Origin of the sequence: Polyangium sorediatum (assembly GCF_029946465.1) — a bacterium.
In the GTDB taxonomy this organism is placed as follows: domain Bacteria; phylum Myxococcota_A; class Polyangia; order Polyangiales; family Polyangiaceae; genus Polyangium; species Polyangium fumosum.
In genome coordinates this window covers 24,681-50,623 of record NZ_JARZHI010000005.1, presented here as the reverse complement: position 1 = coordinate 50,623, position 25,943 = coordinate 24,681, and the positions used below count along the sequence as shown (strand labels likewise).

At 69.6% G+C, this 25,943-nt stretch carries 24 protein-coding genes and 1 tRNA gene; 9 read left to right on the top strand and 16 right to left on the bottom strand.

Going from position 1 to position 25,943, the window contains the following annotated elements; all coding sequences use genetic code 11:
* Window positions 1-31: 31 nt before the first annotated feature.
* From QHF89_RS08075 to fni, 6 genes are all read right to left on the bottom strand, one after another.
* On the bottom strand, window positions 32-2,134 hold the full coding sequence (locus tag QHF89_RS08075; protein WP_136967540.1) for a M13 family metallopeptidase: 2,103 nt from the start codon (window positions 2,132-2,134) through the stop codon (window positions 32-34).
* Window positions 2,135-2,272: 138 nt separating this feature from the next.
* Window positions 2,273-3,670, bottom strand: coding sequence for a right-handed parallel beta-helix repeat-containing protein (locus QHF89_RS08070; RefSeq protein WP_136967539.1), 1,398 nt, complete (start codon window positions 3,668-3,670; stop codon window positions 2,273-2,275).
* A gap of 43 nt (window positions 3,671-3,713) precedes the next feature.
* Window positions 3,714-4,385: a phosphoribosylanthranilate isomerase gene (locus QHF89_RS08065; protein ID WP_136967538.1), complete on the bottom strand. Its 672-nt coding sequence runs from the start codon at window positions 4,383-4,385 to the stop codon at window positions 3,714-3,716.
* Window positions 4,382-4,759, bottom strand: a complete 378-nt coding sequence (locus QHF89_RS08060; protein ID WP_136928355.1) for a response regulator — start codon at window positions 4,757-4,759, stop codon at window positions 4,382-4,384. The genes QHF89_RS08065 and QHF89_RS08060 overlap by 4 nt, the downstream gene beginning before the upstream one ends.
* A gap of 3 nt (window positions 4,760-4,762) precedes the next feature.
* Complete coding sequence (locus QHF89_RS08055) at window positions 4,763-5,617, bottom strand: GAF domain-containing protein (RefSeq protein ID WP_136967537.1); 855 nt, start codon at window positions 5,615-5,617, stop codon at window positions 4,763-4,765.
* Between the two features lie 85 nt (window positions 5,618-5,702).
* Window positions 5,703-6,800 carry a type 2 isopentenyl-diphosphate Delta-isomerase gene (fni, locus tag QHF89_RS08050; RefSeq protein WP_136967536.1) on the bottom strand — a complete coding sequence of 366 codons (1,098 nt, stop codon included), beginning with the start codon at window positions 6,798-6,800 and terminating at the stop codon, window positions 5,703-5,705.
* Between the two features lie 102 nt (window positions 6,801-6,902).
* Between fni and QHF89_RS08045 the strand changes: the two genes are divergently transcribed.
* Both QHF89_RS08045 and argH read left to right on the top strand, forming a co-directional pair.
* Window positions 6,903-7,865, top strand: coding sequence for a hypothetical protein (locus tag QHF89_RS08045; RefSeq protein WP_136967535.1), 963 nt, complete (start codon window positions 6,903-6,905; stop codon window positions 7,863-7,865).
* Window positions 7,862-9,160, top strand: a complete 1,299-nt coding sequence (gene argH, locus QHF89_RS08040) for an argininosuccinate lyase (RefSeq protein ID WP_136967534.1) — start codon at window positions 7,862-7,864, stop codon at window positions 9,158-9,160. The genes QHF89_RS08045 and argH overlap by 4 nt, the downstream gene beginning before the upstream one ends.
* On the opposite strand, the gene rpiA is transcribed toward argH, so the two are convergent.
* The 7 genes from rpiA to QHF89_RS08005 all read right to left on the bottom strand — a co-directional run bounded on the left by rpiA (window position 9,144) and on the right by QHF89_RS08005 (window position 14,005).
* Window positions 9,144-9,836, bottom strand: coding sequence for a ribose-5-phosphate isomerase RpiA (gene rpiA / locus QHF89_RS08035; protein ID WP_284720220.1), 693 nt, complete (start codon window positions 9,834-9,836; stop codon window positions 9,144-9,146). The genes argH and rpiA overlap by 17 nt on opposite strands.
* Window positions 9,833-10,507, bottom strand: coding sequence for a phospholipase D family protein (locus tag QHF89_RS08030; RefSeq protein WP_284720219.1), 675 nt, complete (start codon window positions 10,505-10,507; stop codon window positions 9,833-9,835). The genes rpiA and QHF89_RS08030 overlap by 4 nt, the downstream gene beginning before the upstream one ends.
* A complete protein-coding gene (locus tag QHF89_RS08025; RefSeq protein ID WP_136967532.1) occupies window positions 10,504-10,929 on the bottom strand; it encodes an acyl-CoA thioesterase in 426 nt (141 codons plus the stop codon). Before QHF89_RS08025 ends, QHF89_RS08030 begins: the two co-directional genes overlap by 4 nt.
* A gap of 4 nt (window positions 10,930-10,933) precedes the next feature.
* Window positions 10,934-11,509: a DUF3501 family protein gene (locus QHF89_RS08020; protein WP_136928362.1), complete on the bottom strand. Its 576-nt coding sequence runs from the start codon at window positions 11,507-11,509 to the stop codon at window positions 10,934-10,936.
* A 20-nt stretch (window positions 11,510-11,529) separates the two neighbouring features.
* Window positions 11,530-12,909 carry a heterodisulfide reductase-related iron-sulfur binding cluster gene (locus QHF89_RS08015; RefSeq protein WP_136967531.1) on the bottom strand — a complete coding sequence of 460 codons (1,380 nt, stop codon included), beginning with the start codon at window positions 12,907-12,909 and terminating at the stop codon, window positions 11,530-11,532.
* Between the two features lie 118 nt (window positions 12,910-13,027).
* Window positions 13,028-13,450, bottom strand: coding sequence for a rubrerythrin family protein (locus tag QHF89_RS08010; RefSeq protein ID WP_136928364.1), 423 nt, complete (start codon window positions 13,448-13,450; stop codon window positions 13,028-13,030).
* A gap of 54 nt (window positions 13,451-13,504) precedes the next feature.
* Window positions 13,505-14,005, bottom strand: coding sequence for a Fur family transcriptional regulator (locus tag QHF89_RS08005; protein WP_284720218.1), 501 nt, complete (start codon window positions 14,003-14,005; stop codon window positions 13,505-13,507).
* Between the two features lie 335 nt (window positions 14,006-14,340).
* On the opposite strand from QHF89_RS08005, the gene rpsU reads away from it, so the two are divergent.
* From rpsU to QHF89_RS07990, 3 genes are all read left to right on the top strand, one after another.
* Entirely contained in the window at window positions 14,341-14,565 is a 225-nt protein-coding gene (rpsU, locus tag QHF89_RS08000) for a 30S ribosomal protein S21 (RefSeq protein ID WP_136928365.1), read from the top strand.
* A gap of 116 nt (window positions 14,566-14,681) precedes the next feature.
* A complete protein-coding gene (locus QHF89_RS07995) occupies window positions 14,682-15,749 on the top strand; it encodes a glycosyltransferase family 4 protein (RefSeq protein ID WP_136967530.1) in 1,068 nt (355 codons plus the stop codon).
* A 117-nt stretch (window positions 15,750-15,866) separates the two neighbouring features.
* Window positions 15,867-15,941, top strand: a tRNA-Pro gene (locus QHF89_RS07990).
* Window positions 15,942-16,106: 165 nt separating this feature from the next.
* On the opposite strand, the gene QHF89_RS07985 is transcribed toward QHF89_RS07990, so the two are convergent.
* Window positions 16,107-16,589 carry a hypothetical protein gene (locus QHF89_RS07985; protein ID WP_136967529.1) on the bottom strand — a complete coding sequence of 161 codons (483 nt, stop codon included), beginning with the start codon at window positions 16,587-16,589 and terminating at the stop codon, window positions 16,107-16,109.
* 158 nt (window positions 16,590-16,747) lie between these two features.
* Between QHF89_RS07985 and QHF89_RS07980 the strand changes: the two genes are divergently transcribed.
* Window positions 16,748-17,236 (top strand): GAF domain-containing protein, encoded by a 489-nt coding sequence (locus tag QHF89_RS07980; RefSeq protein WP_136967528.1) that lies wholly within the window; start codon window positions 16,748-16,750, stop codon window positions 17,234-17,236.
* A gap of 53 nt (window positions 17,237-17,289) precedes the next feature.
* Entirely contained in the window at window positions 17,290-18,087 is a 798-nt protein-coding gene (locus QHF89_RS07975) for an NlpC/P60 family protein (RefSeq protein WP_136967527.1), read from the top strand.
* A 5-nt stretch (window positions 18,088-18,092) separates the two neighbouring features.
* Here the strand turns inward: QHF89_RS07975 and QHF89_RS07970 are convergent, their stop codons facing one another.
* Entirely contained in the window at window positions 18,093-21,665 is a 3,573-nt protein-coding gene (locus QHF89_RS07970) for a nucleotide-binding protein (RefSeq protein ID WP_136967526.1), read from the bottom strand.
* A 111-nt stretch (window positions 21,666-21,776) separates the two neighbouring features.
* On the opposite strand from QHF89_RS07970, the gene arfB reads away from it, so the two are divergent.
* Window positions 21,777-22,232 carry an alternative ribosome rescue aminoacyl-tRNA hydrolase ArfB gene (gene arfB / locus QHF89_RS07965; RefSeq protein ID WP_284720217.1) on the top strand — a complete coding sequence of 152 codons (456 nt, stop codon included), beginning with the start codon at window positions 21,777-21,779 and terminating at the stop codon, window positions 22,230-22,232.
* Here arfB and QHF89_RS07960 read toward each other — a convergent pair whose 3' ends face one another.
* A complete protein-coding gene (locus tag QHF89_RS07960) occupies window positions 22,233-22,796 on the bottom strand; it encodes a YybH family protein (RefSeq protein WP_136967525.1) in 564 nt (187 codons plus the stop codon).
* Window positions 22,797-23,078: 282 nt separating this feature from the next.
* Between QHF89_RS07960 and QHF89_RS07955 the strand changes: the two genes are divergently transcribed.
* Window positions 23,079-25,886, top strand: a complete 2,808-nt coding sequence (locus tag QHF89_RS07955; protein ID WP_284720216.1) for a PAS domain-containing protein — start codon at window positions 23,079-23,081, stop codon at window positions 25,884-25,886.
* The last annotated feature ends 57 nt before the right edge of the window (window positions 25,887-25,943 follow it).

Genomic DNA, 25,943 nt, shown 5'->3' with positions numbered 1-25,943 from the left:
CGCGCGTCGAGCGCCCCCCGTGGCGAGGACGTCACCAGACGGAACAAACCTTGGCCGGGTGCATCGGCGTGCCCTCGGCGCACGAGAACGCCTGGGCGAACTCGGGCGTGTTCACGAGCGGACCGTTCACACGGAAGCGGGGCGCCGAGTGCGTGTTCGTCTTCGCGTGGAGCCGCGCGTACTCGTCGCGGCTCTTGGCGCACCAGGCCTGCGCGTGCGCCAGGAAGAACTGCTGATCCTCGGTGAAGCCGCCGGCGACGGTCATGTTCGCCGCGCCCTTGCGCATCTCGCGGTAGGCCATGAACGCGAGCCGGAGGCCGCCGAGATCCGCGATGTTCTCGCCGAGCGTGAGCTTGCCGTTGAGCTTCACGCCGGGCAGCGGCTCGTACTTCGAGTACTGCTCCTCGACGCACGTCGTCTTCTTCTTGAAGAGCTCCCCGACGGACGGCTCCCACCAGTTCTCGAGGTTGCCGTTGCCCGCGTACTGCGATCCCTCGTCGTCGAAGCCGTGCGTGAGCTCGTGGCCCACGACCATGCCCATGCCGCCGAGGTTCACCTGGATCGCCGCCTTCACGTCGTAGAACGGCGGCTGCAGGATCCCGGCCGGGAAAACCATGTGGTTCTTCTGCGGGTCGTAGTACGCGTTCACCATCGGAGGGCTCATCTGCCACTCCTCGCGATCGACGGGCTTGCCGATCTTGGCGAGCCTGCGCTTCTGCTCGAACGTGCCCGCGGCCATCGCGTTCTTCCCGTAGCTCTTGCGGTCGACCTCGAAGTCGTAGCTGCGCCACTTCGCCGGGTACCCGATGAGGTAGGCCATGGAGGAGAGCTTGGCGAGCGCGCGCTCCTTCGTCTTGTCGTCCATCCAGTCGAGCGAGCGCACGCGCACGCCGAAGGCCTTGCTGATCTCCTGCACCATCTGCTCGGCGGCGCGCTTCGAGTCGCCCGCGAAGTGGCTCGCCACGAAGGGCTGCGCGACGAGCTCGCCGAGCGCGTGATCCGTGGCGTCGACGCAGCGCTTCCAGCGCGGCTTCTGCTCCTTCAGGCCGAAGAGGCGGGCGCGGAAGGCGAACGCCTCGTCGACGAACGGCTTCGACAGCTCGTCGGCCGACGCGCGCACGATCATCCACGTCAGGTAGCTCTGCCAGACGTCGGCCTTCACCGACCCGAGCAGCTTGTCGATGCCCTCGAAGAACGGGATCGACGTCAGGTTCGCCTGCTTCACGTCCGAGATCCCGAGCGCCTTGAAGTACGCATCCCAGGGGAACGCCGGCGCCTTCTTGGCGAGATCCGCGCGGCTCACCATGTTGTAGATGCCCTTCGGATCGCGGCGCTCCACGCGCGTCTTCGAGACCTTGGCGATGTCGGTCTCGAGCGCGAGCACGTTCGCCGCGGCCTTCTTCGCGTCGGCCTCGGCGAGCCCGGCGAGCTTCAACATGCGCTCGACGTGGGCCACGTAGTCGGCGCGGAGTTTCTTCGAGTCGTCGTCGTCCTTCGTGTAGTAGTCGCGATCCGGCAGGCCGAGCCCGCCTTGATCGAGCGTGGCGATGACGCGCGTCGCGTCCCCGGGATCCTGCTCGCCCGAGATCCAGAACAGCGGGAAGATGCCCTTTCCGTGCAGGTCGCTGACGAGCGTGGTCACGTCCTTCGCCGAGGCGACCTTCCGCGCGCGATCCACGAGCGGCTTGATCGGCGTGATGCCCGCGGCGTCCACGGACGCCTCATCCATGCACGCGGCGTAGTAGTCGCCGATCTTCTTCGTCGTCGGATCGGGGTTCTTCGCCTTGCCCGCGTCCTCGAGGATCGACTTCAGCGCGAGCTCGTTGCGCTTGTCGATCTCGCTGAAGCTCCGCACCCAGTTCGCCTCGTCGGAGGGGATCTCCGTCGACTTGAGCCAGCCGCCGCAAGCGAACTGGTAGAAGTCCGTGCAAGCATTGACGGACTTGTCGAGCGCGGCCCCGTCGAGGCCGACGCTCTCCAGCGAGACCTCGACGGGCGGAGGCCCCTTGTCGACGGGCGGAGCGACGGTGGGCACGGGGCCCGCGGTGTTGGTGATGGGCTCGGGTTTGGCCGAGCCACACCCAGCGAGGAGGGACATCGCCACGGAGGCGAAGGCGAGGGAAAACGTGCGCATACGAGTCTCCGGTCGGGGGAGCGGCATCCTAGGACGAACCGCCGAGGTCGCAACGATGGACGTCGCTCCGAGGCCCTTGTGAACCCGCGAGCGCGCGTGAACCGGAGAGGACGTGGAGGGTGGTGTTCGAGACCGCGATCAGCGACGCGAGATTTCTACGCGCCGAGAGCCCCTGCGTGCCGCGACGGCCGCGCCGATCACGAGGCAAGCGACCCAGCCTGAGGACTCGCCCGCGCCGCCGACGACCCGGCAGCCGCAACCCTCGTCCTCGCCGCCGCCCGTGCCGCCGCCATCACTTCCGCCCGCGCCTCCGCTTCCGCCGTCGCCTCCGCTTCCCCCGGCGCCGCCGCTTCCGCCGCCGCCTCCGCTTCCGCCGCCGCCTCCGCTCCCGCCCGCGCCTCCCTCACCGCCGAGCTCGTAGGCGCCGATGTCGATCGTGCCGACCGTCGTGCGTATCGCGCCGTCGTACGGGTGCACGTAACTAATCTTGGGGGTCAAATCGATCCCGCCGCCCATCCCCGGCGCCTCGCCCGCGTCCACGCAGGGCGAACCGTCCTTCAGCCGGTAGTTGAACCCGGCCTGGTCGACGAACATCGGATCGCCCTGGAAGTTCTTCCCGAGGTTCGCGTTGCCCTGGTTCGTGAGCGTCCCGGGCCCGACGAAGATGTTGTTCCGGACGACCGCCGGGGCGGCGTTCCCGCCGATGTTGAGGAACGTGCCGCCGTTCGGGCGCTCGTTGACGAACGTGTTGTTCACGACGAAGAGCTCGGTGATCGGGTTCGCCCCGTTCGACTCGAGGCCATACGCGACGAGCGAGCTGTTGTCGGTGTTCGGCCCCTGCTGGACGAGGTTGCCGATGAGGAACGTCAGGCCGCTGCTCGGAATGTCGATCTCGTAGCTGCCCGTCCCGTCCTCCTGCGTGAGGCGGTTGTAGAGCACGTGGTTCTCGAGCGCGCGGCTCTTCAGGAGGTGGCCGATCTTCGAGCCGTGCGAGTAGTTGTGCTGGAAGACGAACTTCTTGACGTGGTTGATGTAGAGGTTGTGCGACTGGCCGTCGCCCGCGCCGTTGTTCGCGAACTCGCTGAACTCGATCAGGATCGTGCTGTTCGGGTTGTCGCCCGCGAGGATGCCGTTCTCGTTGTCGTGGAAGTAACTGTTGCGGACCGTGAGGTTCGTGCCTTCCTGACGGATGCCCGCGCCGTTCTTGTCCGGGACCGCGGCGCCGGTGAACTCGATGTACTCGATCACCGTGTCGTTCCCCGCGATGACCCAGGTCGCCTTGCCGCCCGCGTTTTTCCCTCCCGCGTCGATCTTCGCGACCCCACCCACGCCGCGGATCAAGAGCCCGTTCTTCGACCAGGAGCAAACATCGCCGGTGTAGTCCCCGGCCGCGTCGATGTGGATCCAGTCGCCGTCCTCCGCCGCTGCGATCGCCTGACAAGGCATCGCGTAGTCCTTCCCCGGACCCACGCTGATCGTCCCCGCCGACGCGCTCGTCGCCGCGAGCGCGCAGGGCGCCGCGACGAGAACTGCCACGAGCCCCCTCGAAATTCTCCGCATCATCATCACCAAGACCTCCTCACGCTTCGTCTGCGCCGTCCGCCGTTCGCGCGGCTTCCTGCGCCGCGCGCCGAGCTTCGCTCACGAACACGCGCATCTTGCGCTCGTCCTTGATCCCCGGCGCGGACTCGACGCCGCTCGCGACGTCGACGCCCCACGGCCGCACGACGCGCACCGCCTCGGCGACGTTGTCGGGCCCGAGCCCGCCCGCGAGCAGGAGGCGCCGCGTGCGCGCGAGCTCGACGACGAGCGCGGGATCAACACGCACGCCCGTGCCCCCCTGCTGCCCCGGGACACGCGCGTCGACGAGCAAGAGATCCCCGCCGTATCGCGCCGCGATCGCGACGTCCTCCGCGCCTCCGATGCGCAGCGCCTTGAACGCACGCGGCCCGAGCGCGTCGATCGCCTCGGGCGGCTCGTCGCCATGAAGCTGCACGCGATCGAGCCCGACCTCCGCGACGAACTCGAGGGCGCGCGCCGGATCGAGATCGGCCACGACGCCGACGATCTCCACGCACCCACGCGCCGCGGCCACGAGCGCACGCGCGAGCGGCACGTCGATGCGACGCGGCGATCCAGAAACGAAGTTGAGGCCAATCATGTCGGCGCCCGCGGAGACGGCAGCCTCCACGTCGTCGACCCGCGTAAAACCGCAGATCTTGACGTGGAGGGCCGGGGGCGGCCGGTTCACTCGATGCCGAGGAGCTCTTTGACCTTGGCGATCACCTGAGGCGCCTGGATGGGCTTGGTGATGTACGCGTTCGCGCCGAGCTGCAGCGCGCGTTGCCGGTCTTCCTGCGAGCCCTCGGTCGTGATGATGATGATCGGCGTGTCCTTGTGTACCGGATCCGACCGGACACGCTTGACGAGCTTCAGCCCGTCCATGATCGGCATGTTGATGTCGGTGATGATGACGTCGTACTTCGTCGACGCGAGCTTGCGCAGGCCGTCGACGCCGTCGTCCGCCTCCGTGACGCGCAGGTTCTTGAGCCGCGCGAGCGCGAAGACCAAGAGCTGCCGCATCATGGGCGAATCTTCGACAATCAGGCAGGAGTACTCGGCCATCGATCAGTCCTCCAGGTCGAGGAACGCCTGTACACCAGGCACCTTGCGACCTGCATCGGTGAACAGCCGCGCGCTGACGAGCGCGAGGGCGGCCTGCGCGCCCAGGAGCCGGAACAGCTCACCGTCCTGGTCGTCGAAGGCCGTCTTTTGGGAAAGCGTCCCGAAGATGGCGATGACGCCGATGGGCTGGCCATCGATGAGCAGCGGTACCACCGCCGCGGGGCGCTCGACCGTGCCCTTCGAGACGTCATTCTCGGCGTCGTAGTACAGCTTGCCGGTGGAAAAAGCCCGCCCGATCGGGCCCCCGTCCACCGGTAGGGTCGCGATGTCGGCGAAGCTCTGGCCTTCCGTCGCCACCGCCACGAGCTCTTTCTTGTCGTCCGAGGCGATGTAGACACCGAACCGAGCAGCGCCGAGGAGCTGCGCCAAAAGCTCCTTGATGTTGCGGAGCACGTGGCGAACGTTCGTCGAGGAGTGGATCTGCGAGGTCGCGACGTAGAGGTTCGCGAGGCTCGCGAGCTCCGACTCCACCTCCTGATGGCGCGAGGTGTAGCGATCGCTCACCGCCTCCATCGCCACCGAGCGCTGGAGCAGCGCGTTCTTCTCTCCCTCGAGCGCCTCGATCTTCCGCACGAGATCCCGCATCGCCGTATCGCTGGCGAGGTGCGCGCGGAGCTTGCCGTTCTCGCTCTCGAGCTCCGAGAGCCGATCACGGAGACGCTCGTTCTCCTTCAGGACCTCTTCGGTCAACTGAGCGCCTTTGCGGAAGAACTGCTGGATGAACAAATCCCGCTCCCTTTTCAGGTCTTCCGGAGGCTGTTCGCTGGGCGCTTTGGATCGCCCTTCGTTGTCGCTCATCGTCTCCCTGGGATCTCCAGCGACCCGGACGGTAGCACGCCCGGCTCGCCGGCAGGAAGGCCCCTTCAATATGGCCGGGCCAAGCTCATTTCTTCCGAGCGCTGGAGGCGAGGGCCGCCCAACGCTCGAGATCCGGGGAAAGAAGGGTCGGCACCCGCCGAAGGGCTCGTACGTCCCGCGCGCCCACGAGCAACATGACAGCCCGCAGCTCGGACTCCACCTGGTCGAGGAAGGCGAGCGCACCATCCCGGCCCCCCGAATGGAGCGCCTGCAACACCGGACGAGCGATGCCTGCCGCGTGCGCGCCGAGCGCGAGGGCCTTCGCCACGTCGATGCCGCTCGCCACGCCGCCGGTCGCGATGATGCTCTTGAACCGCGGCCGCGCCTCGCGGGTGATCAGCACCGAGGCCGCCGTCGGCACGCCCCACTCCCGCAACGTCACGCCGAGCGAGCGCTCCTGCCCCGCGGCGCGCGCCGTCTCCACCGCGACCCAGCTCGTGCCGCCCGCGCCCGACACGTCCACGTGCCGCACGCCCGCCTTCGCGAGCTTCTTCGCGGTGCGCGGCCCGATCCCGCAGCCCGTCTCCTTCGCCACGACCGGCACGGGGAGCTCCGCGACGAGCCGCTCGAGCGCCCCGACCACGCCCACGAAATCTCGATCCCCGCCCGGCTGCACGGTCTCCTGCGCCGGGTTCAGGTGCACGCAGAGCGCGTCGGCGCCCACCGCCTCGACGAGCTCCAGGACCTTCGCGGTCTCGAGGCTCTTGGCCTGCACGCCGCCGATGTTGCCGAGCACGAGCGTCGTCGGCGCCACATCGCGCACCATGTACGTCTCGCGAGGCTCGCCCTTCAGGATCGCACGCTGGCTGCCCAGGCCGAAGCCGTACCCGCGCTCCTCGGCGATCCGCGCGAGCTCCCGGTTGATGCCCCGCGCGCGCTCGGTGCCTCCCGTCATCGCCGCGATCACGAGCGGCACGCGGAGCTTCTTGCCGAGCAACTCGACCGACATGTCGATGTCGTCGACCACGAGCTCGGGCAGCGCGTCGTGCACGAGCTCGACGCCCTCGAACAGCGTCGTCTTCGCGCGGAACCCCACGTCGCCCGTGGCGCACAAATCGATGTGGTCGGCCTTGCGCGAGGAAATCGGCGAGGACTGGTGCGGGAGTGTCTGGAGTTCGGTCATTCGATCCGTCCGCCCCCTCCATGAGGCTTGGCGGTCCACGAATCAAGGGAAAGACGCCCCGACGTTTTCGACGCCGCGCCGCTCCCGCACTAGACTGATCGCATGGATCTCCCCGCTGAACCGAGAGTCCGCTGGATCCTCCATCGCGCCGCGGCCCTGATCGAACAAGGCGCCGAGCCCGTGCGTGGCCTCGTGCTCCCCAACGCCGACTCCTTCCCCGATCCGTTCGACGGATCGCCGAACGCAGTGGCGAAGCTCCTCGCGCGCGTGCAGGCCCTCGCGGGCCTCTCGGATCTCACGGTCGAGCTCACGTTCGTCACGCCCGAAGGCGAGACGATGAGCACGGGTTGCGGCAGCGGCGCTTGTGGCCCCGGCGGTAAGATCGAGGCGCGCCTCGATCGTGTCGGTCGCCGCCCCGACGGCTCGTACGTCGTGGCCGTGGGCACGGGCGAAGTGCGTGATCCCGTGGTCCTCACGACGGCCCTCGTCCGCTCCGTGGCCTGCATGTTCATGACCGAGGCCGACGCGTACGACGGGCTCTCCGCGACCGAGCGCGAGCCCGTCACGGATCTCGCGGGCGTGCTGCTCGGCTTCGGCGTCCTGCTCGCGAACGGATCCCACGTCGTGGTGAAAGGCTGCGGCGGCGCGAAGATCCACTCCGCGACGCGCCTCACCACGAACGAACTCACGCTCGCACTCGCGATGTTCTGCAAGCTCTTCGGCACGGACGGCAGAATCGCCGCGCGCCACCTCGATCCCGTCCCGCGCGAGCGCTTCGCGGAGTCCGAGACCTGGGCCCGCGCGAACGCGGCCGTCGTGCGCAGGTTGCGCGAAGATCCGGATGGCATCCGCAGCGACGCGTTCGTCCTCGATCAGGCCGAGGGCTGGATATCGCGCCTCTTCAGCTTCGGCCGCGGCAAGCGCGCGCCCACCGCCGAGGAGACGCTCTCCGAACTCGAACGATCGATGCGCGCCACCACGCCGAAGAAGACTGTTGATCCCGAGCGCGCCAAGAAGCTCGCCGAGCTCCGCGCGCTCGTGGACGAGACCCTGGAAGGACAATGAGCGGACGACTCTGGGACAAGGGCGGCGCCACCGACGCCGCCATGCTCCGTTACACCTCCCGCGACGACTGGAAGCTCGATCAACGCCTGCTCGCCTACGACCTCGTGGCGACACGCGCGCACGTGCGCGGGCTCCGTCGCATCAACGTCCTCTCGGAAGGCGAGCTCGACGCCATGGAGCGCGCGCTCGCCGAGCTCGTCCGCAGAAACGACGCCGGCGAGCTCGTCCTCACCGAGGCCGACGAGGACGGCCACACCGCGATCGAATCCGCGCTCGTCTCCATGCTCGGCGACACCGGCAAGAAGGTGCACACGGGCCGCAGCCGCAACGATCAGGTCCTCGTGGCGATGCGCCTCTATGAGCGCGACGCGATGGACGAGCTCGAAGCCCTCGTGCTCGCCGCCGCCTCCGCGCTCGTCGCGCTCGCGCGTCGCGAGGAGAAGACGCCGCTCCCCGGCTACACGCACCTCCAGCGCGCCGTGCCGAGCTCGGTCGGCCTGTGGGCGGGCTCCTTCGCCGAGGGCCTGCTCGACGCGGTCACCATCGTTCGCGCCGCGCGTGCGCTCACCGATCGCTCCCCGCTCGGCGCCGCCGCTGGCTACGGCGTGAACCTCCCGCTCGATCGCGAGGGCGTCGCGCGCGAGCTCGGCTTCTCCGATGTCGCGTGGAACCCGCTCGGCTCGCAGACCTCGCGGGGCATCGTCGAGGCCACGCTCCTCGCCGCCGCGTGGCAGGTCATGGCGATCGTTCGCAGGCTCGCCTGGGACCTCTCCCTCTTCACGACGAGCGAGTTCGGCTTCGTGCGCCTCCCCGACGCGTTCACCACGGGCTCGTCGATCATGCCGCAGAAGCGCAACCCCGACGTCGTCGAGCTCATGCGCGCCGCCTGCTCGATCGTGCAGGGTGCGCTCACCGAGGTGCAGACCCTCGTCGCGCTCCCGTCCGGGTATCACCGCGATCTGCAGCTCACGAAGTCGCCCGTGTTGCGCGGCCTCGACGAGACGCTCGCCACGGTCCGCCTCCTGCCGCGCCTCGTCGAGGGCCTTCGTTTTGACCACGAACGAATGCTCGCCGCGATCACGCCCGAGTGCTTCGCGACCGACCGAGCCGTCGAGCTCGCCGCCTCCGGCATCCCCTTCCGCGAGGCCTATCGCCGCGTCGCCGACGAGATCAAAGCGCTCGCCCAGGGCGATGCGCCGGCGAGCCTCGCCGCGCGCGTCTCGCCGGGGGCGCCGGGCGACCTGCGCCTCGATCTGCTCGAAGCGCAGATCGCCTCGCTCAACGCATCTCGGTAACCGCGTCCGCGCCGCCCACCAGCACCACGTCCGCCATCTCGAGGAAGAGCCCCGTGTCCACGACGCCGGGGATCCCCCGCGCCTCGGCGTGCGTGCGCGCCGGATCGTCGAGCGGCGCGAAACGCGTGTCGACGATCCAGTTCATGTTGTCCGTCACGAAGGGAAACCCGTCCGCCTTCTTGCGCACGACGGGCTCGCCGCCGAGGTTCTTGAGGTGCCTCGACGCCGTCGCCACCGCGAACGGCACCACCTCGATCGGGATCGCTGTCCTCGATCCGAGCTTCTTCACGAGCTTCTCCGGCGTCACCAGAATCACGAGCCGTTCGGCCTCGTATGCGACCACGCGCTCGCGCAAGAGCGCGCCGCCGAGGCCCTTCGTCAGCCCAAGCTCCGGCGTCACCTCGTCCGCGCCGTCGAACGCCACGTCGATGCCGTGGATCTCGTCGAGCCCAACGCACTCGATCTGGAGCTTCTTCGCGAGCTCTTCCGAGCGCTTCGAGGTCGGCACGCCCCGCACGCGCAGCCCTCGACGCACACGCTCGCCCAGGCGCTCGATGAACGCTTCTGCGGCGCGTCCCGTGCCGAGGCCAAGCGTCATTCCATCGGCCACATGCGCGAGCGCGGCCTGCGCCACCCGTTCGAGCGCGGCCGGATCCGGACCCTGAGACATCGTCATGCCCCGCCCTTGCTCGATCGCGGCCCGCGCGGCAACCGCGAACGACCTCTCCCCGCGGCCTTCTTCGCCGGCGCCTTTGCGCTCGGCTTCGCGCCGCCTCCCGCACCGTCGAGCGGCGACGGGCAGACGTCGCGCAACCTGCAGCCTTTGCACTCTCTCCCGGACCAGATCCGATCGAACGTCTCCTGCATCTCGTCGAGCAGCACGTCGTCGTCCGTCAGGATCCCCGCCTCGAAGTTGCGACGCCCCTCGCCCTTCGCGCCGAGCCCGGCGCCCGTCAGGTTCGCCGATCCCAGGTAAAGCGCCGCGCCGTCGACCGCGATCATCTTGAGGTGTACGCGTGGACAACGACGCATCGCGAGCCCGCCCGCGCGAAGCTCGTCGTGCCGCGCGAGCTCCTCACGGAACGCGCGTGACGGCACGCCCGCGTGCAGCAACCGCAGCTCCACCCCGCTCCGCGCGAGCCCCCGGAGCACCTCCAGCAGCGACACGTACCGGCCCCGCGCGCGCGCCCGTGTTCCCATGGGCGCCTCCACGCGCAGCTCCTTCACGTTCGCCGTCGCGATCCACACGCTCACGCGCGCCTTCGCGAGCACGCCCTGCACGAGCACGTCGTAATGCGCGCGATCCCTGAGCAGCCGCAGCTCGACGCGCCGGCCGCCCAGGCTCAAGACGACGTCGCCTCGACCGAGAGGTGCGCCGCGAGGATCGACCGCACGTCGTCCGGCATCGGGCACGACGCCATCACGTCGAGGTTCGTCGTAACGATCGTGTGCTCCACCGTCGCCACGAGCACGGAGCCCTCCTCGCGCAGCATCCGGTACACGAGCGTCGCGCTCCGGTTGCCGAGATGCGCCGTGCTCGTCTCGATCCGGAGCACGTCGCCGTAACGCGCGGGCGCGCGGAACGACATGTTCACCTTCACCGCGGGCAAACCCACGCGCCGCTTCACGATGAGGTGCGGATATCCCCTCTCGAGACCCGCGAAAAAGTGCTCCATCGCCTCGTGGGCGAAGCCGAGATAGTGCCCGAAGAAGACGATCCCCGCCGCGTCGACCTCCTCGAACTTGATCGGCCGCACGAAGGCGATCATGGCTTCACGCGAGATCCTCGGCGAGCTTCGTGATCGACGCCGGCCCGAGTTCGGTCCGCGCGATGTACCGCGGATGATCCACGCGCACTGCGACCTTCGCCGTCTTGCCACGGATCGCCGCGATCGCCGCCTCGGAGAGCTTGATCTTGAAGTAGTGCACGGCCGTCGTCCGGTCCGGCATCACGCTCTTCGGATCACTCGTCGCGGCCGCGCGCACGCCGTCGACCTCCACGCTCACGCAGCCTTCGAGGCCCCTGAGCTCGATCAACATGCGGTCGCGGATCACGGCGTCCGGGATCTCCACGAACATCGTCAGGCTGAGCTCGCCCGGGGCCGGGATCAGCTCGTTGTACGTCCCGATCTCGTGCGCGATCCCGCTCTCGTTCGTGATGCGCTCGGTGCGCAGCATCTCCTGGATCTGCAAGAGCACCGAGTCTCGGTTCTCGAACACCGCGGACATCTGCTCGCCGAGCTTCACCCGGCGCGGCCGCTTCTCTTCGATGACGCGCGCCCGGAACCTCGCCCGGATCTGCTCGTAGTCGCCGATGGGCAGGATCTCGCTCCGATCGATCGGTCGCATCGCTCTTCTTTCCTCCAGGATCAGGCTCGTTCGGCCTTCGTCGTGGGTTCGGAGCCCTCGTCTGGCAAGAGCCCGTAGGCGCGCGCGAGGGCCTCGATCGGGTGGAGAACGTGCTTGCCCGTCTCCTTCTCCACGCGGAGCGCTGCCAGCGAACAGTCGCTCACGACCATGTCCGGCGCCACGTCCGACACGCCGCGCACGAGCTTTTGCGCGTAACGACGCCCCGTCTCGTAGTTCTCCGCCTTCATGCCCCACGTCCCGTCGACGGCCGAGCACTGCTCGATCACACGCACGTCCGTGTCGGGCACGACGCCGAGCACACGCGCGCCAGGAAAACCAACCTTCTGCGCGCGCAGATGGCAGGCCGCGTGATAGGCGACCGTGCCGAGCTTCTCCGGGAACTCGCGCACGAGCTTCTTCTCGCGGCCGAGCTTCACCAAGAACTCCATGAGATCGACCGTCGCCGCCGCGACTTCCTTCGCCTCGGGCGTCGGCAAGTACTCCGCCCACTCCTTCTTCATCGTGTAGCCGCACGTCGGCCCCGGCACGACGATCGTTCGACCCGCGCGCACGTGCGGCAGGAGCAGCTCCACGTTGTGGCGGATCTTCTCGGTCGCGGCCTTCACGTCGCCGCCGTCGAGGTTCGGCATCCCGCAGCAGGTCAGGCTCGCGCCCGGATCCTCGCCCACGCCCGGGTACCGCACGCGCACGCCGTTGTGCTCGAGCACGCGCACCGCCGCGCGCACCACGCTCGGCACGTTGTACTCGCCGTAGCAGGTCGCGAAGAGCACGACCTCGCCGTGTTTCCCCGCGTTCTCGGCCGGTGCGTGGTCCGCGAGCCACGCGCGGAACGTCTCCCCTGCCATCGGCGGCAGCGGGAACTCCGCCGAGATGCCCGTCACCTTCTCCTGCACCTTGCGCACGAGGCTCGACGCGAGCACGAAGTTCGAAATCGGCGCCATCACGCCCCCGCCCACGGCGCCGATCGCCTGCGGCTCGCCGAGAATCCTGTCGACGAGCGGGATGCCGTCGCGCGCGGCGCGGTTCGCTCGCTCGCGGGCCATGAGCCGCGGGAAATCGAGCAACTCCGACGAGCCCTCGTCGGGCGTGTACGGGCACTTGATATAACAGAGCTTGCACTGCCAGCAGGCGTCGCTGACGGCCTTGATGTCCGCGTCGTCGATGAGCTCCGCGCCCTCCGCGCGGCCCGAATCGATCGCCTTGTCGACCCGGTTGAACAGCTCCGGGAACGAGCCGCAGTAGTTCACGCACATGCGGCACTCGTGGCAGATCTGGAACGCGCGGCGCAGCTCCGTCTCGAGATCCCGCGCGTCGTAGTAGCGCGGATCGTGCGGGCTCGTCGCCGGCGGGGCCTTGGGCTTGCGGGGGATGACGCTCACGGCTGGCTCTCGTCTCCGGTTCGTCCGGGCAAACAAAAGGGAGGGCGCGCCTCGGACGCGACAGGCGCGCGGGAGAGCGACGTGTGCCGCTCGCCCGCGCGCCGCGCGCCGCGCTCGCTCAGAAGTCGAGCGTATCGATGGCCTTCGCGAAGCGGCCAGCGTGCGACTTCTCGGCCTTCGCGAGCGTCTCGAACCACTCGGCGATGTCGTCGAAGCCCTCCTCGCGGGCCGTCTTCGCCATGCCCGGGTACATCGTCTCGTACTCGTGCGTCTCGCCGGCGACGGCGGCCTTGAGGTTCTTCTCCGTGTTGCCGATCGGCAGGCCCGTGGCCGGATCGCCGACCGCCTTCAGGTAGTCGAGGTGGCCGTGCGCATGGCCCGTCTCGCCGTCGGCCGTGTCCTTGAACAGGCCCGCGATCTCGGGGCGCCCTTCCACGTCCGCGACCTTGGCGAAGTAGAGATAGCGGCGATTCGCCTGCGACTCGCCGGCAAACGCGTCCTTCAAGTTCTGGTGGGTTCTGGTTCCTGCGAGGTTCGCCATGGTGATCTCGTCTCCTTCGTGCTGCCAACGATGGGAAGGAACTGCGAGGTGAAACTAGCGTGGTTTGCCCGCGCGTGAACGGCCAGACGTGGGCACGTCCGCGGCGCAGGACGCACACACGCCGCGGTAGATGCGCTCCACGGCGCGCAGGGAAAACCCCGGCGCGGCCGCGTTCACGCAAGGCGCGATCTCCGCAAGCGGCTCACCGTTCGTGCACGACGGCACGTCGCGCACGAGGCCGCAGCGATCACACACCGCGTGGTTGTGCGGCGCCATGTTCGCGTCGAAGCGCGCCGCGCCCGGCGACAAGCTCAAGGACACGCAGAGCCCGGCCGCGGCAAGCGCGTCGAGCGTGTTGTACACGGTCGCGAAGCTCATCGTCGGCATCGCGGGGTGCAGCCGTTCGAAGAACTCCTGGGCCGTCGGGTGCGCCGGGTCACCGGCAAGCTCACGCGCGATGGCCAGGCGTTGTGGCGTCAGCTTGAGACCGGAGGCCCGGACGCGCGCCAGCATCTCGGCGAAACGTGCTTCAGCCTCTGGGCACGCGTTCGGCACGTCCGCTGGATACGTAGAATTTTTCTCAGGAGCAAGTCCTCCTGAGTTGAGGAAAATCCCTACAGCGGCCTACGCAGCGGCTTTCTTCGGGTGGCAGACCCCGAGAAATCGTGGAGAATCTCACGGGTTTTGCCTGGCGCACGATCCACCGGCCTCTCGAACACGCGTGGACGGCCTTGCCAGACAAAAATCCCACTGACATACTGTCGCCCCCTCGCAAACCGGGTCCACGTACACGTGTACCTGCGCCCCGCGAGGAAACGAAGGACGACAACGCCCCGCGCGGCCCGGGGGAACAGGGCCCGCACGATGGAAACGAGAGGACGCGTTCAGAGATGCCTACCGACGCCATTCAGTGCAAACCGCTCGAGGTCGCCGTGGGCGACAAGGGAATCGAGCGCGCAATCAAGCACCTCAAGCGGAAGATGGCCGCGGAGGGCATCCTTCGTGAGCTCAAGAGGCGCCGGCACTACATGAAGCCCTCGGTCAAGCGCCGCAAGAAGGCGTCCGAGGCTGCCCGCCGCCGCCGCAAGCGGTCGAAGATGGACGTGATGCAATAGCCCGGCGGCGCGTCCGCGCGCCTCCTGGTCACCCGGCGCGCGTTCGCGCGCCTCGGGCCACCGACGATGACGCCGGCCGCTCCGCGGAGTCCGGCGTTTCGTCGTTTTGTTCGACCTTGAAGCTCCTCATCCTCAGTACTTCCTATCCGGCGAGCGACGCCGATCCCTCGGGACACTTCGTCCGCGCCGAGGCCCGCGCGCTCGCGCGGCAAGGCCACGACGTGCACGTCGTCGCGCCCGGGGGATCGCCCTTCGACGAACCCGCGCGGGATCCCGCGGCGCCCTCGCTCCACGTGCACCCCGCGGGCGGCGGCGCGCTCTTCGGCTGGCCCGGCGCGCTCGCGCGCGTGCGCCGGGATCCCACGCGCTTGCTCCATGCGCTCCCCTTCGCCATCGCCGCGCGCGTGCGTGCCTCCGCGATCGGCCCCGTCGATCGCGCCATCGCGCACTGGATCGTCCCCTCGGCCGTCCCGCTCCTCCTCGGTTTGCCTGCGCCGATCGAGGTCGTCGGCCACGGCGCCGACGTGCGCATGCTCTGCGCCATGCCCGCCGCGGCGCGCCTCTTCATCGTGCGCGCCCTCCTCGATCGCGACGCCTCCTTCCGCTTCGCTGCCGCCGCCTCCCTCGACGCCCTCGCCCGCGCCCTGCCCACGCCGCTCGCGGAGCGCCTCGAACGCGCCTCCCGCGTCGAGCCCGTTCTCCTCGACCTCCCCGACGTCACGACGCGCGCCCGTGTCCTCCGCGCCTCGCTCGATCCACACGCGTCCGCGGACAAACTCGTCGTCGCCGCGGGCCGCCTCGTCCCATCGAAGCGTGTCGACCTCGCGATCGAGGCTGCGACATCCGCGTCGATGTCGATCGTCGTCGTCGGCGACGGCCCCTTGCGCGCCGAGCTCGAGGCCCTCGCGCGTGCCCGCCCTGCGCATGCGCGGTTCGTCGGCCTCGTGCCGCGGGACGAGGCGCTCGCGTGGATCGCTGCGGCTGACGTGCTCCTGCATGCTTCGGCGGAAGAGGCTGCGCCCACCGTCGTGCGCGAGGCGCGCGCGCTCGGCGTGCCTGTCGTCGCGTGCGCGGCGGGGGACGTCTCCGTGTGGGCGCGGCGCGACCCTGGCCTCGTCGTTGCCGCGCCCGACGTCCGGGCCCTTTCGGCCGCGCTTCAGGCTGCCGTGGCTGCGCGTTCGTAGGGCGCCCCCCCGAGCGCGTGCGAGACGTACAAAGCGACGAACGAGGCTCTTGCAATCCTCGACGATTCGACTAGGGTGCCGCCTCGCGATGCGGGGCAAACACCACGCAGAGCGGCCCGGGGCGTAGCGCAGCCTGGTTAGCGCACTTGACTGGGGGTCAAGGGGTCGGTGGTTCAAATCCACTCGCCCCGACAAGGTCCGGAGGATGAACGTCCTCCGGACCTTTCGGTTTTTTGTGCCTCGTGACGAGCGAAGCGCAGACGAAGGCACGTTCGCGCCTCGGCGCGTCGTGCCTTCAGGGTCCGTTGGTCTCGGGGTGGGAAGAAGGAGCGCGCGGCAGTTCGTGCCGCGCGAGGCTCAATTGAAGCCGATGCGGAAGTTGACCGGACCGCAGTCGGGCGCGCCGTCCATCGACAACGTCGCCTCGTGCCGCCCGGGGTCGCCCGTCACCGTGATGCTGCCGCCCGTGCTGCGGTCGCCCTTGTCGCCGACGCCGATCGGCAGGTCGAGGGCCGCGCCCGCGCCTTTCCAGGTCAGGTGCAGCGTCGCCGCCGTCAACTGATCGACGGGGCTCAGGTTCTCGCCTTTGAACTCGATGACCAGACGCTCGGCGTTGGCGATGTCGGAGCGGAACGTCGCCTTGGCGCCGCAGTCCATGCGGAAGCGGTGCGTCTCTCCGCGCTTGATGGGCAGCGCCGCGGAGGTCGGGGGCTGGAACGCGTCGCCCTTCTTCGGCGGCGGGATCTTCACCACGATGCAACCCGTGGACGCCGCGGCGAGGAGACCGAGCGTCGCGACACGCGCGGCCCCGGAGAGAATCGCGGAAACCTTCTTCGACATGACAAGCGCCTCCATGGCGAGCCGGCCGGCCCCCTCCGCGCCCATGCCGGTACGGATCGGCGGCTACCATTTCGCGTATAAACGACGTCGCGCGGAAGATCCACTCTTTCACGCTCACCGCTACCGCCCTCTGCGCGTCGTAGTATCGTTCGCGTCCCATGGCCGAATCCACCCTCGATCTGCGCGACCTGCCCAAGGACCGCGCCTACGACGAATTGGAACGCACGCTCGAAGCCATCCTCGCGGGCCTCGCGGATCCCATCGCCGCCATGGCCACGATGAGCGCGCTCCTGCATCACGGCTTCGGCCATCTCTGGACCGGCTTCTACCGCGTCGTCGCCCCCGACCTCCTTCGTGTCGGTCCTTATCAAGGCACGCTCGGCTGCCTCGAAATCCCCTTCGGCAAGGGCGTCTGCGGCGCGGCGGCCCGCGACCTGCGCACCGTCGTCGTCCCCGATGTCCACGCCTTCCCCGGCCACATCACCTGCGACGCCCGCTCTCGCTCCGAAATCGTCGTCCCGGTCCTCGATGCCTCGGGCGCGCTCCTCGCTGTGCTCGACATCGACTCCGACCGCCCTGCCACCTTCGACGACGAGGACCGTCGCCGCCTCGAAGCCCTCGTCGGCTGGTTCGCCCGCGTGCCCTGAAAGGCGCATCTTCCCTCTTCGCAGCCCTTCCGGCCTCGCTTACACTTGGCCGCATGCTCCGCCCCACCTTGCGAATGCCGTCCGGATATCCCGACGCGGCGCCGCATCTCCGCGACGAGGTCCGCGTCCTGCAACGCGAGCTCAAGCGTTGGGCGTATTCCATGAGCCCCGACGGCCAGTTCGGCCCGCGCACCGATGCCGCCGTGCGCCATTTCCAGCGCAAGCGTGGCCTCAAGGACGACGGCATCGTCGGACCCCGGACGTGGGACGCCGTCCTCGATCCCGACGCGAAGGCCATTGGCGCGAGCTTCCAGTATCAACCTGCCGGCACCGCGGATCCCACGCCCTCCACGCCCGCCGCGCCCAAACCTGCGACGCCCGCGCCCGAGCCGGCCCCGGTGAACCCCGGCGCGGGCGGGGCCGCGTGGATGGCCATCGCGCGCAAGGAGGAGGGCATCCGCGAAACCTCGGGACGGGCGGCCAATCCGCGCATCGTCGAGTACCACGCGACGACCACGCTCCGCGCGCAGTCGGACGAGATCGCCTGGTGCGCCTCCTTCGTGAACTGGGTCCTCAAAAAGGCCGGCATCAAGGGCACGAACTCCGCCGCCGCGGCGAGCTGGGTGAAATGGGGCGCGTCCACGACCGCGCGCCAGGGCGCCGTCTGCGTCATCTACAATGCCCGCGCCGCGAACTCGTCCCTCTCGACCTCCGGCAATCACGTCGGCTTCCTGGTCCGCGAGACGAGCACCCATTACGTGCTCCTCGGCGGCAACCAGTCGAATTCCGTCAAGGAATCGAGCTTCCCCAAGACGAAATGGCGGCTCAAGGCCTATCGCTGGCCGTCCTGACCTTCTCACCGCTTCGTCGCGGGCCCGCCGAGCGTCTCGTCGAGCGAGCGCGAGGGCGGACGACAATCGCGGGGCGAGAGCTCCACCCGGGCGATCCCTTCCACCACGAACGGGTGCTCGCTCCCCTGCGCGTCCCACACCACGACGCGCCGGAGGGCCGCGAGATCGCCTCGCGCCACGAGGACACGATCGACCTCGATTCGCACGCGCACGCAGCCAGGCCGCGGCTTTCGCGGCGTCGCCTCGATCACCGCCATCCACGCGCGCGCCTCGTCCGCCCGCACCACGACGTCGAAGGCCGCGCCGAGGCCCTCTGCGAGAACCGCGGCGAGCGCGACGTACGGCGTATCCTCGATCGTCGACCTCGCAATCACGTAGCCGCGGCGCACGAGCGAGGCCTCGCTCCCATGCGCGAGCAGAATCTCCTCGGCCGGATCATCCACGAAGATACGCAAGACCGACGCGCCGTCCTCGCCCCGCCACGCGTCCACGAGCTCTGCCGCCTCCTCCGCGCGCCCCGCGCGTGATCGGGTCGTGCGCAACGCCGCGCGGAGCGCCAGCGTGCCCTTGTAAAGCGCCGCAAGCTCGGAGGCGAGGTCCCCCGAAAGGGCCGCGATCGGCGCCGGAAACTCGAGGCTCGGCGAAAGCGCCGGCACCTCGGCCCGCAGCCGATCCGCGACGTCGCCCGCCTTCGCCATCCCCCCCTCGTCCTGCCGCTCCAAAAGCAGCAGCGGGCACGAGATCCACGGCACCGGGGGCTCCGTGGCGAGAGAGGTATCAGGTCGACAAACCGGCGCCATGTGCGGCCGGATCGCCCGCGTGTTTGCCCGGCCAAGCGCCACGCCGGGCGCGCCCTCCGCGAACGCCACGCTCGCCGGCGCGGCCTCTCTCCGCGCAGACACCGGGGCCCCCGCGAGGGCGTGGAGCCATGCCAACCCCGTAGGATCGAGCGCCTGGAGCGCGTCCCGCATCTCCGCCGGCATCGACTCCATACGCGCCCCGATCTCTCGGAGGACCCACCCTTCGTGGGGCTTCATGGCCTCCCGCACCGCGCCCCACGCCCGCGCGATCGCCGCCTCCCCGCCCCGCGCGAACGCCTTCTCCAAAAAGCCCCGCGCCTCTTCCTCGTCCGCGCGGATCAACGCGAGAATGCCCGCGCAGCCGAGCAGGAACGGATCCGACCCGCCGTGCTCCGCGGCCTCCCGCAGGTTTCTCCGGGCCACCTCGAACGAGGCCTCGCCCGCCGCCACGCCAAACCCTTGCAGCATCGCCGCGACCCGCAGAAGCGCGAGCCCCGCGCGGCCCAGGATCCGCGGCCTCCGTGGATCGTCCCAGCGCGCGCGTTGCGACGCCTCCGCGAGCGCTGCGCGCGCCTCGTCCACCCGGCCTTCCCGTTCGAGCACGCGGGCGAGCGAATACGACACGCCCGCCACGAGCGCGAGCAGGCCCGGCCCCGCGTCGAGCCGCAGCCATACGCGGCCGAGCCGCGCCCGCAGGGCGAAAAGCGCCTCGCTCGCCTCCCGCGCAAGGCCCCGCTCGGCCCGCGTGATCGCGTACGAGCACTCGGCCGCGCAGAGCGCCTCGAGAATCGGCAAATGGAGCGTCCCCGCAAAACGCGCGCGCACCTCGGCCATCCGCGCATCCGCCTCCTCGTGCCGGCCGAGCGCGTCGAGCGCCGTCACCTCATTGCAGGCGACCGCCGCGGCGATCTCGAACAACGGCGTCTCCGTCACCCCCGCGAGCCGCTCCCGCAGCGCCGCGAGCGCCGCCGCAGCCTGCGTTCCGTATCCCGCCAGCGAAAGCGTCGCCGCCGCATTCGCGGCCCCGAGCGCGACCAGCGCGGGCATCGGCGCCGCCGCGGTCCCCTCCGCCCGACGCGCAAGCTCCATCGCCGCGTCGAGCGCTCGTTCGTGCGCGCCCATGCGCCCGAACGAAAACACGGCCCCACAAAGCGACGCCGCCTCCAGCGCACGATAGCCGGGCCCTTCTGCGCCTGCGCATGCGGCGCGGGCCATCGCAAAATGGTTCGCCGCGGTATCGTCCCAGCCGAGCTCCTGACAACAAATGCCGGCCGCGTGTGCCGCGTCGGCGAGCACCGCCGAAAGCCACGGCGGCTCGCCCGTGAGGCGCATCTCCTCGGCGAGCTCGAGCGCCATCCCGAGGTGCTTGCACGCGTCGGTCCACTCCTCGCGGCCCGCGTGCAGCTTTCCTTGTCGATACGACGAAAGGAGCACGCACGTGAGGAACTCGCGATCCTCGAATCGCCGCGGGAAAAACCGCCGGATCACCTCGCCGTAATCGGCTCCGCCCGTCTCGCCCGACTCGATCGCGAGATCCCCGAGCGCGAGCAGCGCCCGCGCTGCGTCCCGTGCGCCGCCCTCGTCGCGGATCTCGCCGCGCGCGATCTCCAGGTATGCCTTGCGCGCCGCGCGAAAATTTCCCTCGGCTCGCAGCACCGCCGCGCGGACGAACGGATCTCCCTCGAGGAGCCGCACGCTCTGCGGCGTATGCGCGGACGGCGGCGACGAGCCCCGATCCTCCACGACGAGCCGCGACGAAGGCGGCGGCGACGAATCCGGCCCGCCGCGCCCGCGCCGCGCCTCGATCGCGGCCCAGAGATCCCGCGAGCTCGGCCGCGCTGCCTCGCCCACGTCGAGCGGGCTCGGGCGCCGCAGGCATTGCACGAAGCGCAGATACGCGTGGGCGAGGCTCTTCGGATCCGCGGCCGGCTCCACCTCCGCCGCGATCATCGCGCCCCGCGCGGCGCGCTCGTTCCAGGGGATCGTCGCGAGCCCGAGGTAGGGCCCGAGATCCCGGCCCATCACGTTCGTCGTCTCGTAGATCAGCCCTTCGAGCTGCTCCTTCGCCTCCTGCACGAACGCGCGCCCGCTCGCGCCCTCCTCCACGCGCACGAGCAGCGGAAAGAGCGCGAGCGGCCGGCCCGCGTCCACGATCACGCGCCGCGCGTGGGCGAACCTCCCGAGCTCGATCGCCTCTTCCAGCGACGCGTCGTCCACGAGCAGCACGAGTTTGTCCACGAGGTGCGCGGCGAGCAGCGCCGTCGCCTCCGTCCGGCCCGAGGGCACGTTCACGAGCACCTCGTCGTACCGGGCGCGCAGCGCGCGGGCGAGCGGCGCGAGCAGCCACGGACACTCCTCGATCACCCGCGCCCGCGTCACGGCCGATCGCGACCCCTCCGCGGGCCAGTAAAACATCTCGGCGGGCGCGCCGCCGAGCCGCAGCGGCACCACGCGGATCCCCGCGCCGCCGTCGAGGAGCTGCGTGATCCACGCGCGAACGGCGGCCTCGGGCGGGGCTTCCCGCGCGCGCCCCGACACGAGCGGGGACACGGCGGCGCGCACGCCCTCGAAGAAATCGACGACGCCCGCGCCTCGCCGCCCCTCGCCTCGCCCCTGGAAATAACGCTCCAGCGCGGGCTCGTCGACGGCCAGATCCACCACGAGCACGCGCTTGCCTTTTTGCGCCAGGAGCGCGCCGACATTGGCCACGGCCATCGCGCGCCCGACGCCTCCGCGTGCCGAAGCGAGCCCGACGATGATGCCCTGCCGATCGCTCACGCCGCCCTCGTCCCGTCCCGTCCCCGCGTCCGGGAATCCGACGGGGCACGGACTCTACCGGACCGGGGTATCGCCTGGCAATAGAGGCCCCGCTTTGGTAGGAGACGAGCCGTGGATCCGAGAGAAAGCCGAGCCACCCCCGAAGGCGCCATCGTGGTGAACGACCGCGTTCACGTCCCGGCGTCGGCCCTCACCGTGACGACGGCGCGCTCCTCCGGCCCCGGCGGACAAAACGTCAACAAGGTCGAGTCCAAGGTCGACGTTCGCGTCGATCTCGACGTGATCGTCGGCCTCGACGAGGGCGCGCGGGCGCGGCTGCTCGTGGCAGCGCGGACGCGCCTCGACGCCGAGGGCAAGTTGCGCGTCACGAGCCAGAAGACGCGGGATCAGGGGAGAAACCTGGCGGACGCCCACGACAAGATCCGCGCGCTCGTCGCGGCGGCGCTCGTCGCGCCCAAGGCACGCAAGCCCACGCGCCCGAGCCGCGGCGCCGTCGAGCGCCGCCTCGACGAAAAAAAACGCGCCGGCGAGCGCAAACGGTCTCGCGCCGGCCGCGCCGAGGACTGATTAACCGCCCTGGTTCATCTCCTCCTGCGGCCTCTCGGCTTCGACCGGCCCGTCGTGGATCGGCACCGAGACGTGCTCGTGCACGATGAGCCATTGCCCGTCGCGCCACGCCCACACGACGGACCAGCGCGCGTCGAACGACTCCGTCATGCCGTCCTTGAACGTGATGTCGAAATGCACGACGCTCGCGGCCAATGCGGTGTTTCCATGGGCCTCGATCCGCGCGTCGTCGCGGACCTTTGCTTTCAGGCTGCTGAACTGCGCGAGAAGATCCTTCACACCCTTCTCGTAGGCCTTCCAGCCTCGGTGCTCGAGCGGCGCGAAATCGAAGAACACCAGCCCCTCGTCTTTCGCGTAAAAGGGGGCCGAGTTCTGCGGATCGAGCGAGCTCCACGCGTCCCACGTGCGCTGCATGAGCTCCGTCGTGGGCTTCTCGGGCGCGCTTTGCTCCTGCGAGGAGGTCGGGGCTTTCTTGCAGCCCATCGGCGCCGCGACGAGCGCTGGAATCGCCAGCGCGGCGCAGAGGGAAAGTCCGGCGAGGAGAGAAGAGCGAACCTTTTTCATGAGCGTCGCCTCCTGCGAATCGCCGCGAGCCGATGCATGCAGCGGGCCGCCGATCCGTGGTGCGTGGACGAAAACACGAATTTTCAGCCCGAGAAGAACCAAAAACAGGCGTTCGGGAGAACCGTAGCCACCACTTCAGGAGAACCCCGACCCGTCGAAGAAACCGAAGCGACGAAGAGGTAAGACCTGTCGCATCGGCCGGTTGACATGCCGCCGATATGTCACGTAATGTCAGCGCACGAAGACAAGGCGCCGACGCCGTGGAGAACACGGGAGGACAGGATGGACACGGGGTTAGGATCGTCTTGCCAACCGCACGACGAGAGCCGGGCGCTCCTCGACCTCGCGCTCCGAGCGTCCGGCGCGGGGCATTGGTCCTGGGATCTCGGCGCGCACGAGGGCTACTGGTCCGACGAAGTGTACCGCATGTTCGGGCAACACCCCGCCCCGGACGGGCGCCTGGTGTCGGGCGACACCTTTCGCAAGGCCCTCCACCCCGAGGATCTCGCGCCCACGCAGGCGCGGTTCGCGGCCGCATGGGCGGAGAGGAGCGACTTCGTCTCCGAATACCGCATTCGCCGACCCGATGGCTCCCTCCGGTGGATCCGCTCGCGCGGCCGCGTGCTCACGGACGGCGCCGGGCGGCCGCGCATGGTCGGCGTATCCCTCGACGTGACGGCGGAAAAAACCCAGGAAGCCCGGCTCCGCGCGAGTGAAGAGCGCTTCCGGGCGGCCATCGAGAGCTCGCTCGACGCGGTGGGCATTTATTCGGCCGTCCGCGACGCGTCCGGCGCCATCGTCGACTTTCGCACCGATTACGTGAACGCGGCCGCCTGCGCGCTCGTCCGGATGTCCGGCGAGGCGCAGATCGGCCGGACGCTGCGCGATCTCTACCCCGCCCCGCGTGCCGCGCGGGGCATCGAGCAGTATGCGCGGGTCGTCGAGACGGGCGAGCCCCTCTTCAAGGAAGCCTTCCATTACGAGGACGAGAACGACGACCCCGACACGCGCCTGCAGAGGGCCTACGACGTCCGCGTGATCCGGCTGGACGACGGAATCATGGCCACGTGGCGCGACATCACCGATCGCGTGCGCAGCGAGCAAGAGATCCGCGAAACCAAGGAGATGCTCGAGGCGCTGATCCACAACACCGCGGCCTCCATCTTCGTCAAGGACACGAGCGGGCGTTTCCTCCTCGCGAACCCGCGCGTGCAGGCGAACTTCGGCCTGCCCCTCGCCGAGATCCTCGGAAAAACCGATCACGAGCTCGTCCTCCCCGCCATCGCCGACGCCTTCCGCCAAAACGACCTCGAAGTGCTCCGCACCGACCGCGTGCTCGAGCGCGAGGAGGAAATGGTCGTCGACGGCAAGCTCCACACCTTCCTCTCGCTCAAGTTTCCCCTGCGGGATCGCCACGGCAAACCCTACGCCGTCTGCGCCGTGGCGACGGACATCACGGAGCGAAAGCGCATCGAGGAAGCGCTGCGCGAGAGCGAGGAGCGCGCGCGGGCGCGGGCCCAGGAGCTCGAGGCGCTGATGGATGCGACACCGGCCGCGATCTGGATCGCGCGCGACCCGCATTGCCACCTCATCACCGGCAGCCGCACCGCGTATGAAATGATGCGCGTGCCGCCCGAGCAAACGAACATCTCGAAGACGGCGGCGGAAGGCGACGCCGTGCCACACGTGCGTATCTTCCGGGACGGCCACGAGCTCCTCCCCGAGGAGCTGCCCATCCAGCGCGCCGCGCGCGGGGAGCCGACGCGCGATTGGGAGGAGGAGATCGTCTTCGACGACGGGGACCGCATCACCGTCTTCGGCAGCGCCGTACCGCTGCGCGGCCCGAATGGCGAGCTGCGCGGCTCCATTGGCGCGTTCGTCGACATCACGGCGTTCAAGCGGGCGGAGGCCGCGCTGCAAAGCGAGCGACAGCGGACCGAGGAGACGCTCCGCGCCGCGGACCGACGCAAGGACGAGTTCCTCGCCATGCTCTCGCACGAGCTCCGAAACCCCCTGGCGACGATCCGCAATGCGGTGGGCGTGCTCCGCAGCACGCGCTCGGAGAGCACGCGCGTCGAGCGGCTGCACGCCATGATCGACCGCCAATCCGAGCAGCTCGCGCGGATGGTCGACGACCTGCTCGACGTCGGTCGCATCACGCAGGGCAAGCTGATCCTGCGCAAGGAGCGGATCGACCTCGGCACGATCGTGAGCCGCGCGGTGGAGACGAGCCGCCCGCTCATCGACGCGGCCGGGCATTCGCTCTCGATCAAGCTACCGGCGGGCCCCGTGGTGCTCGAAGGGGACCTCGGCCGGCTCTCGCAGGTCCTCTCGAACCTGCTCAACAACGCGGCGAAATACACCGAGAGCCGGGGCCTTCTCCAGCTCTCCGCCGAGGTGGGGGGCGACGCGGTCGAGATCCGGGTGGAGGACAATGGAATCGGCATTGCGCCCGACGTCCTGCCTTATGTCTTCGACCTCTTCATGCAATCGAGCCGCACCCTCGACCGCGCGCAGGGCGGGCTCGGCATCGGCCTCACGCTGGTGCGCACGCTCGTGGAAATGCACGGCGGCAAGGTCTCCGCGTCGAGCGGCGGCATGGGCCAGGGCGCCGAATTCACCGTGCGCCTGCCGATATGCCACGCCGCGCCGGCGGAGGAGCTCGCCGCGCCGACGAGCGAGGAGCGCGAGCTTTCGTCGCGGAGCGAGCGCCGGCGCGTCCTCATCGTGGACGACAACCACGACGCCGCGGAGAGCCTGGCCCTCATGCTCGGATACCTCGGCCACGACACCCGCGTCGCGCACGACGGGCCGAGCACGATCGACATCGCCGCGGCATTCAAGCCGGAGGTCGTCCTGCTCGACATCGGCCTGCCGGGGCTCGACGGATACGAGGTCGCGCGCCGCCTGCGCGCGCAACGCGAGACACGGGCGGCGATCCTCGTCGCGCTTACGGGGTACGGGCAGGAAGAGGATCGAAAACAGGCGCGGCGGGCCGGCTTTGACCACCACCTCACGAAGCCAGTCGATCACGACCGACTGATCTCCCTCATCGCCTCGCGGGTGACCCCGGTCGATGTGTCGGCCTGACGTAACGGGACTCCGAACGCGACCTTTCCTTCTTCGCCCCCCCTCGTGCAACATGGC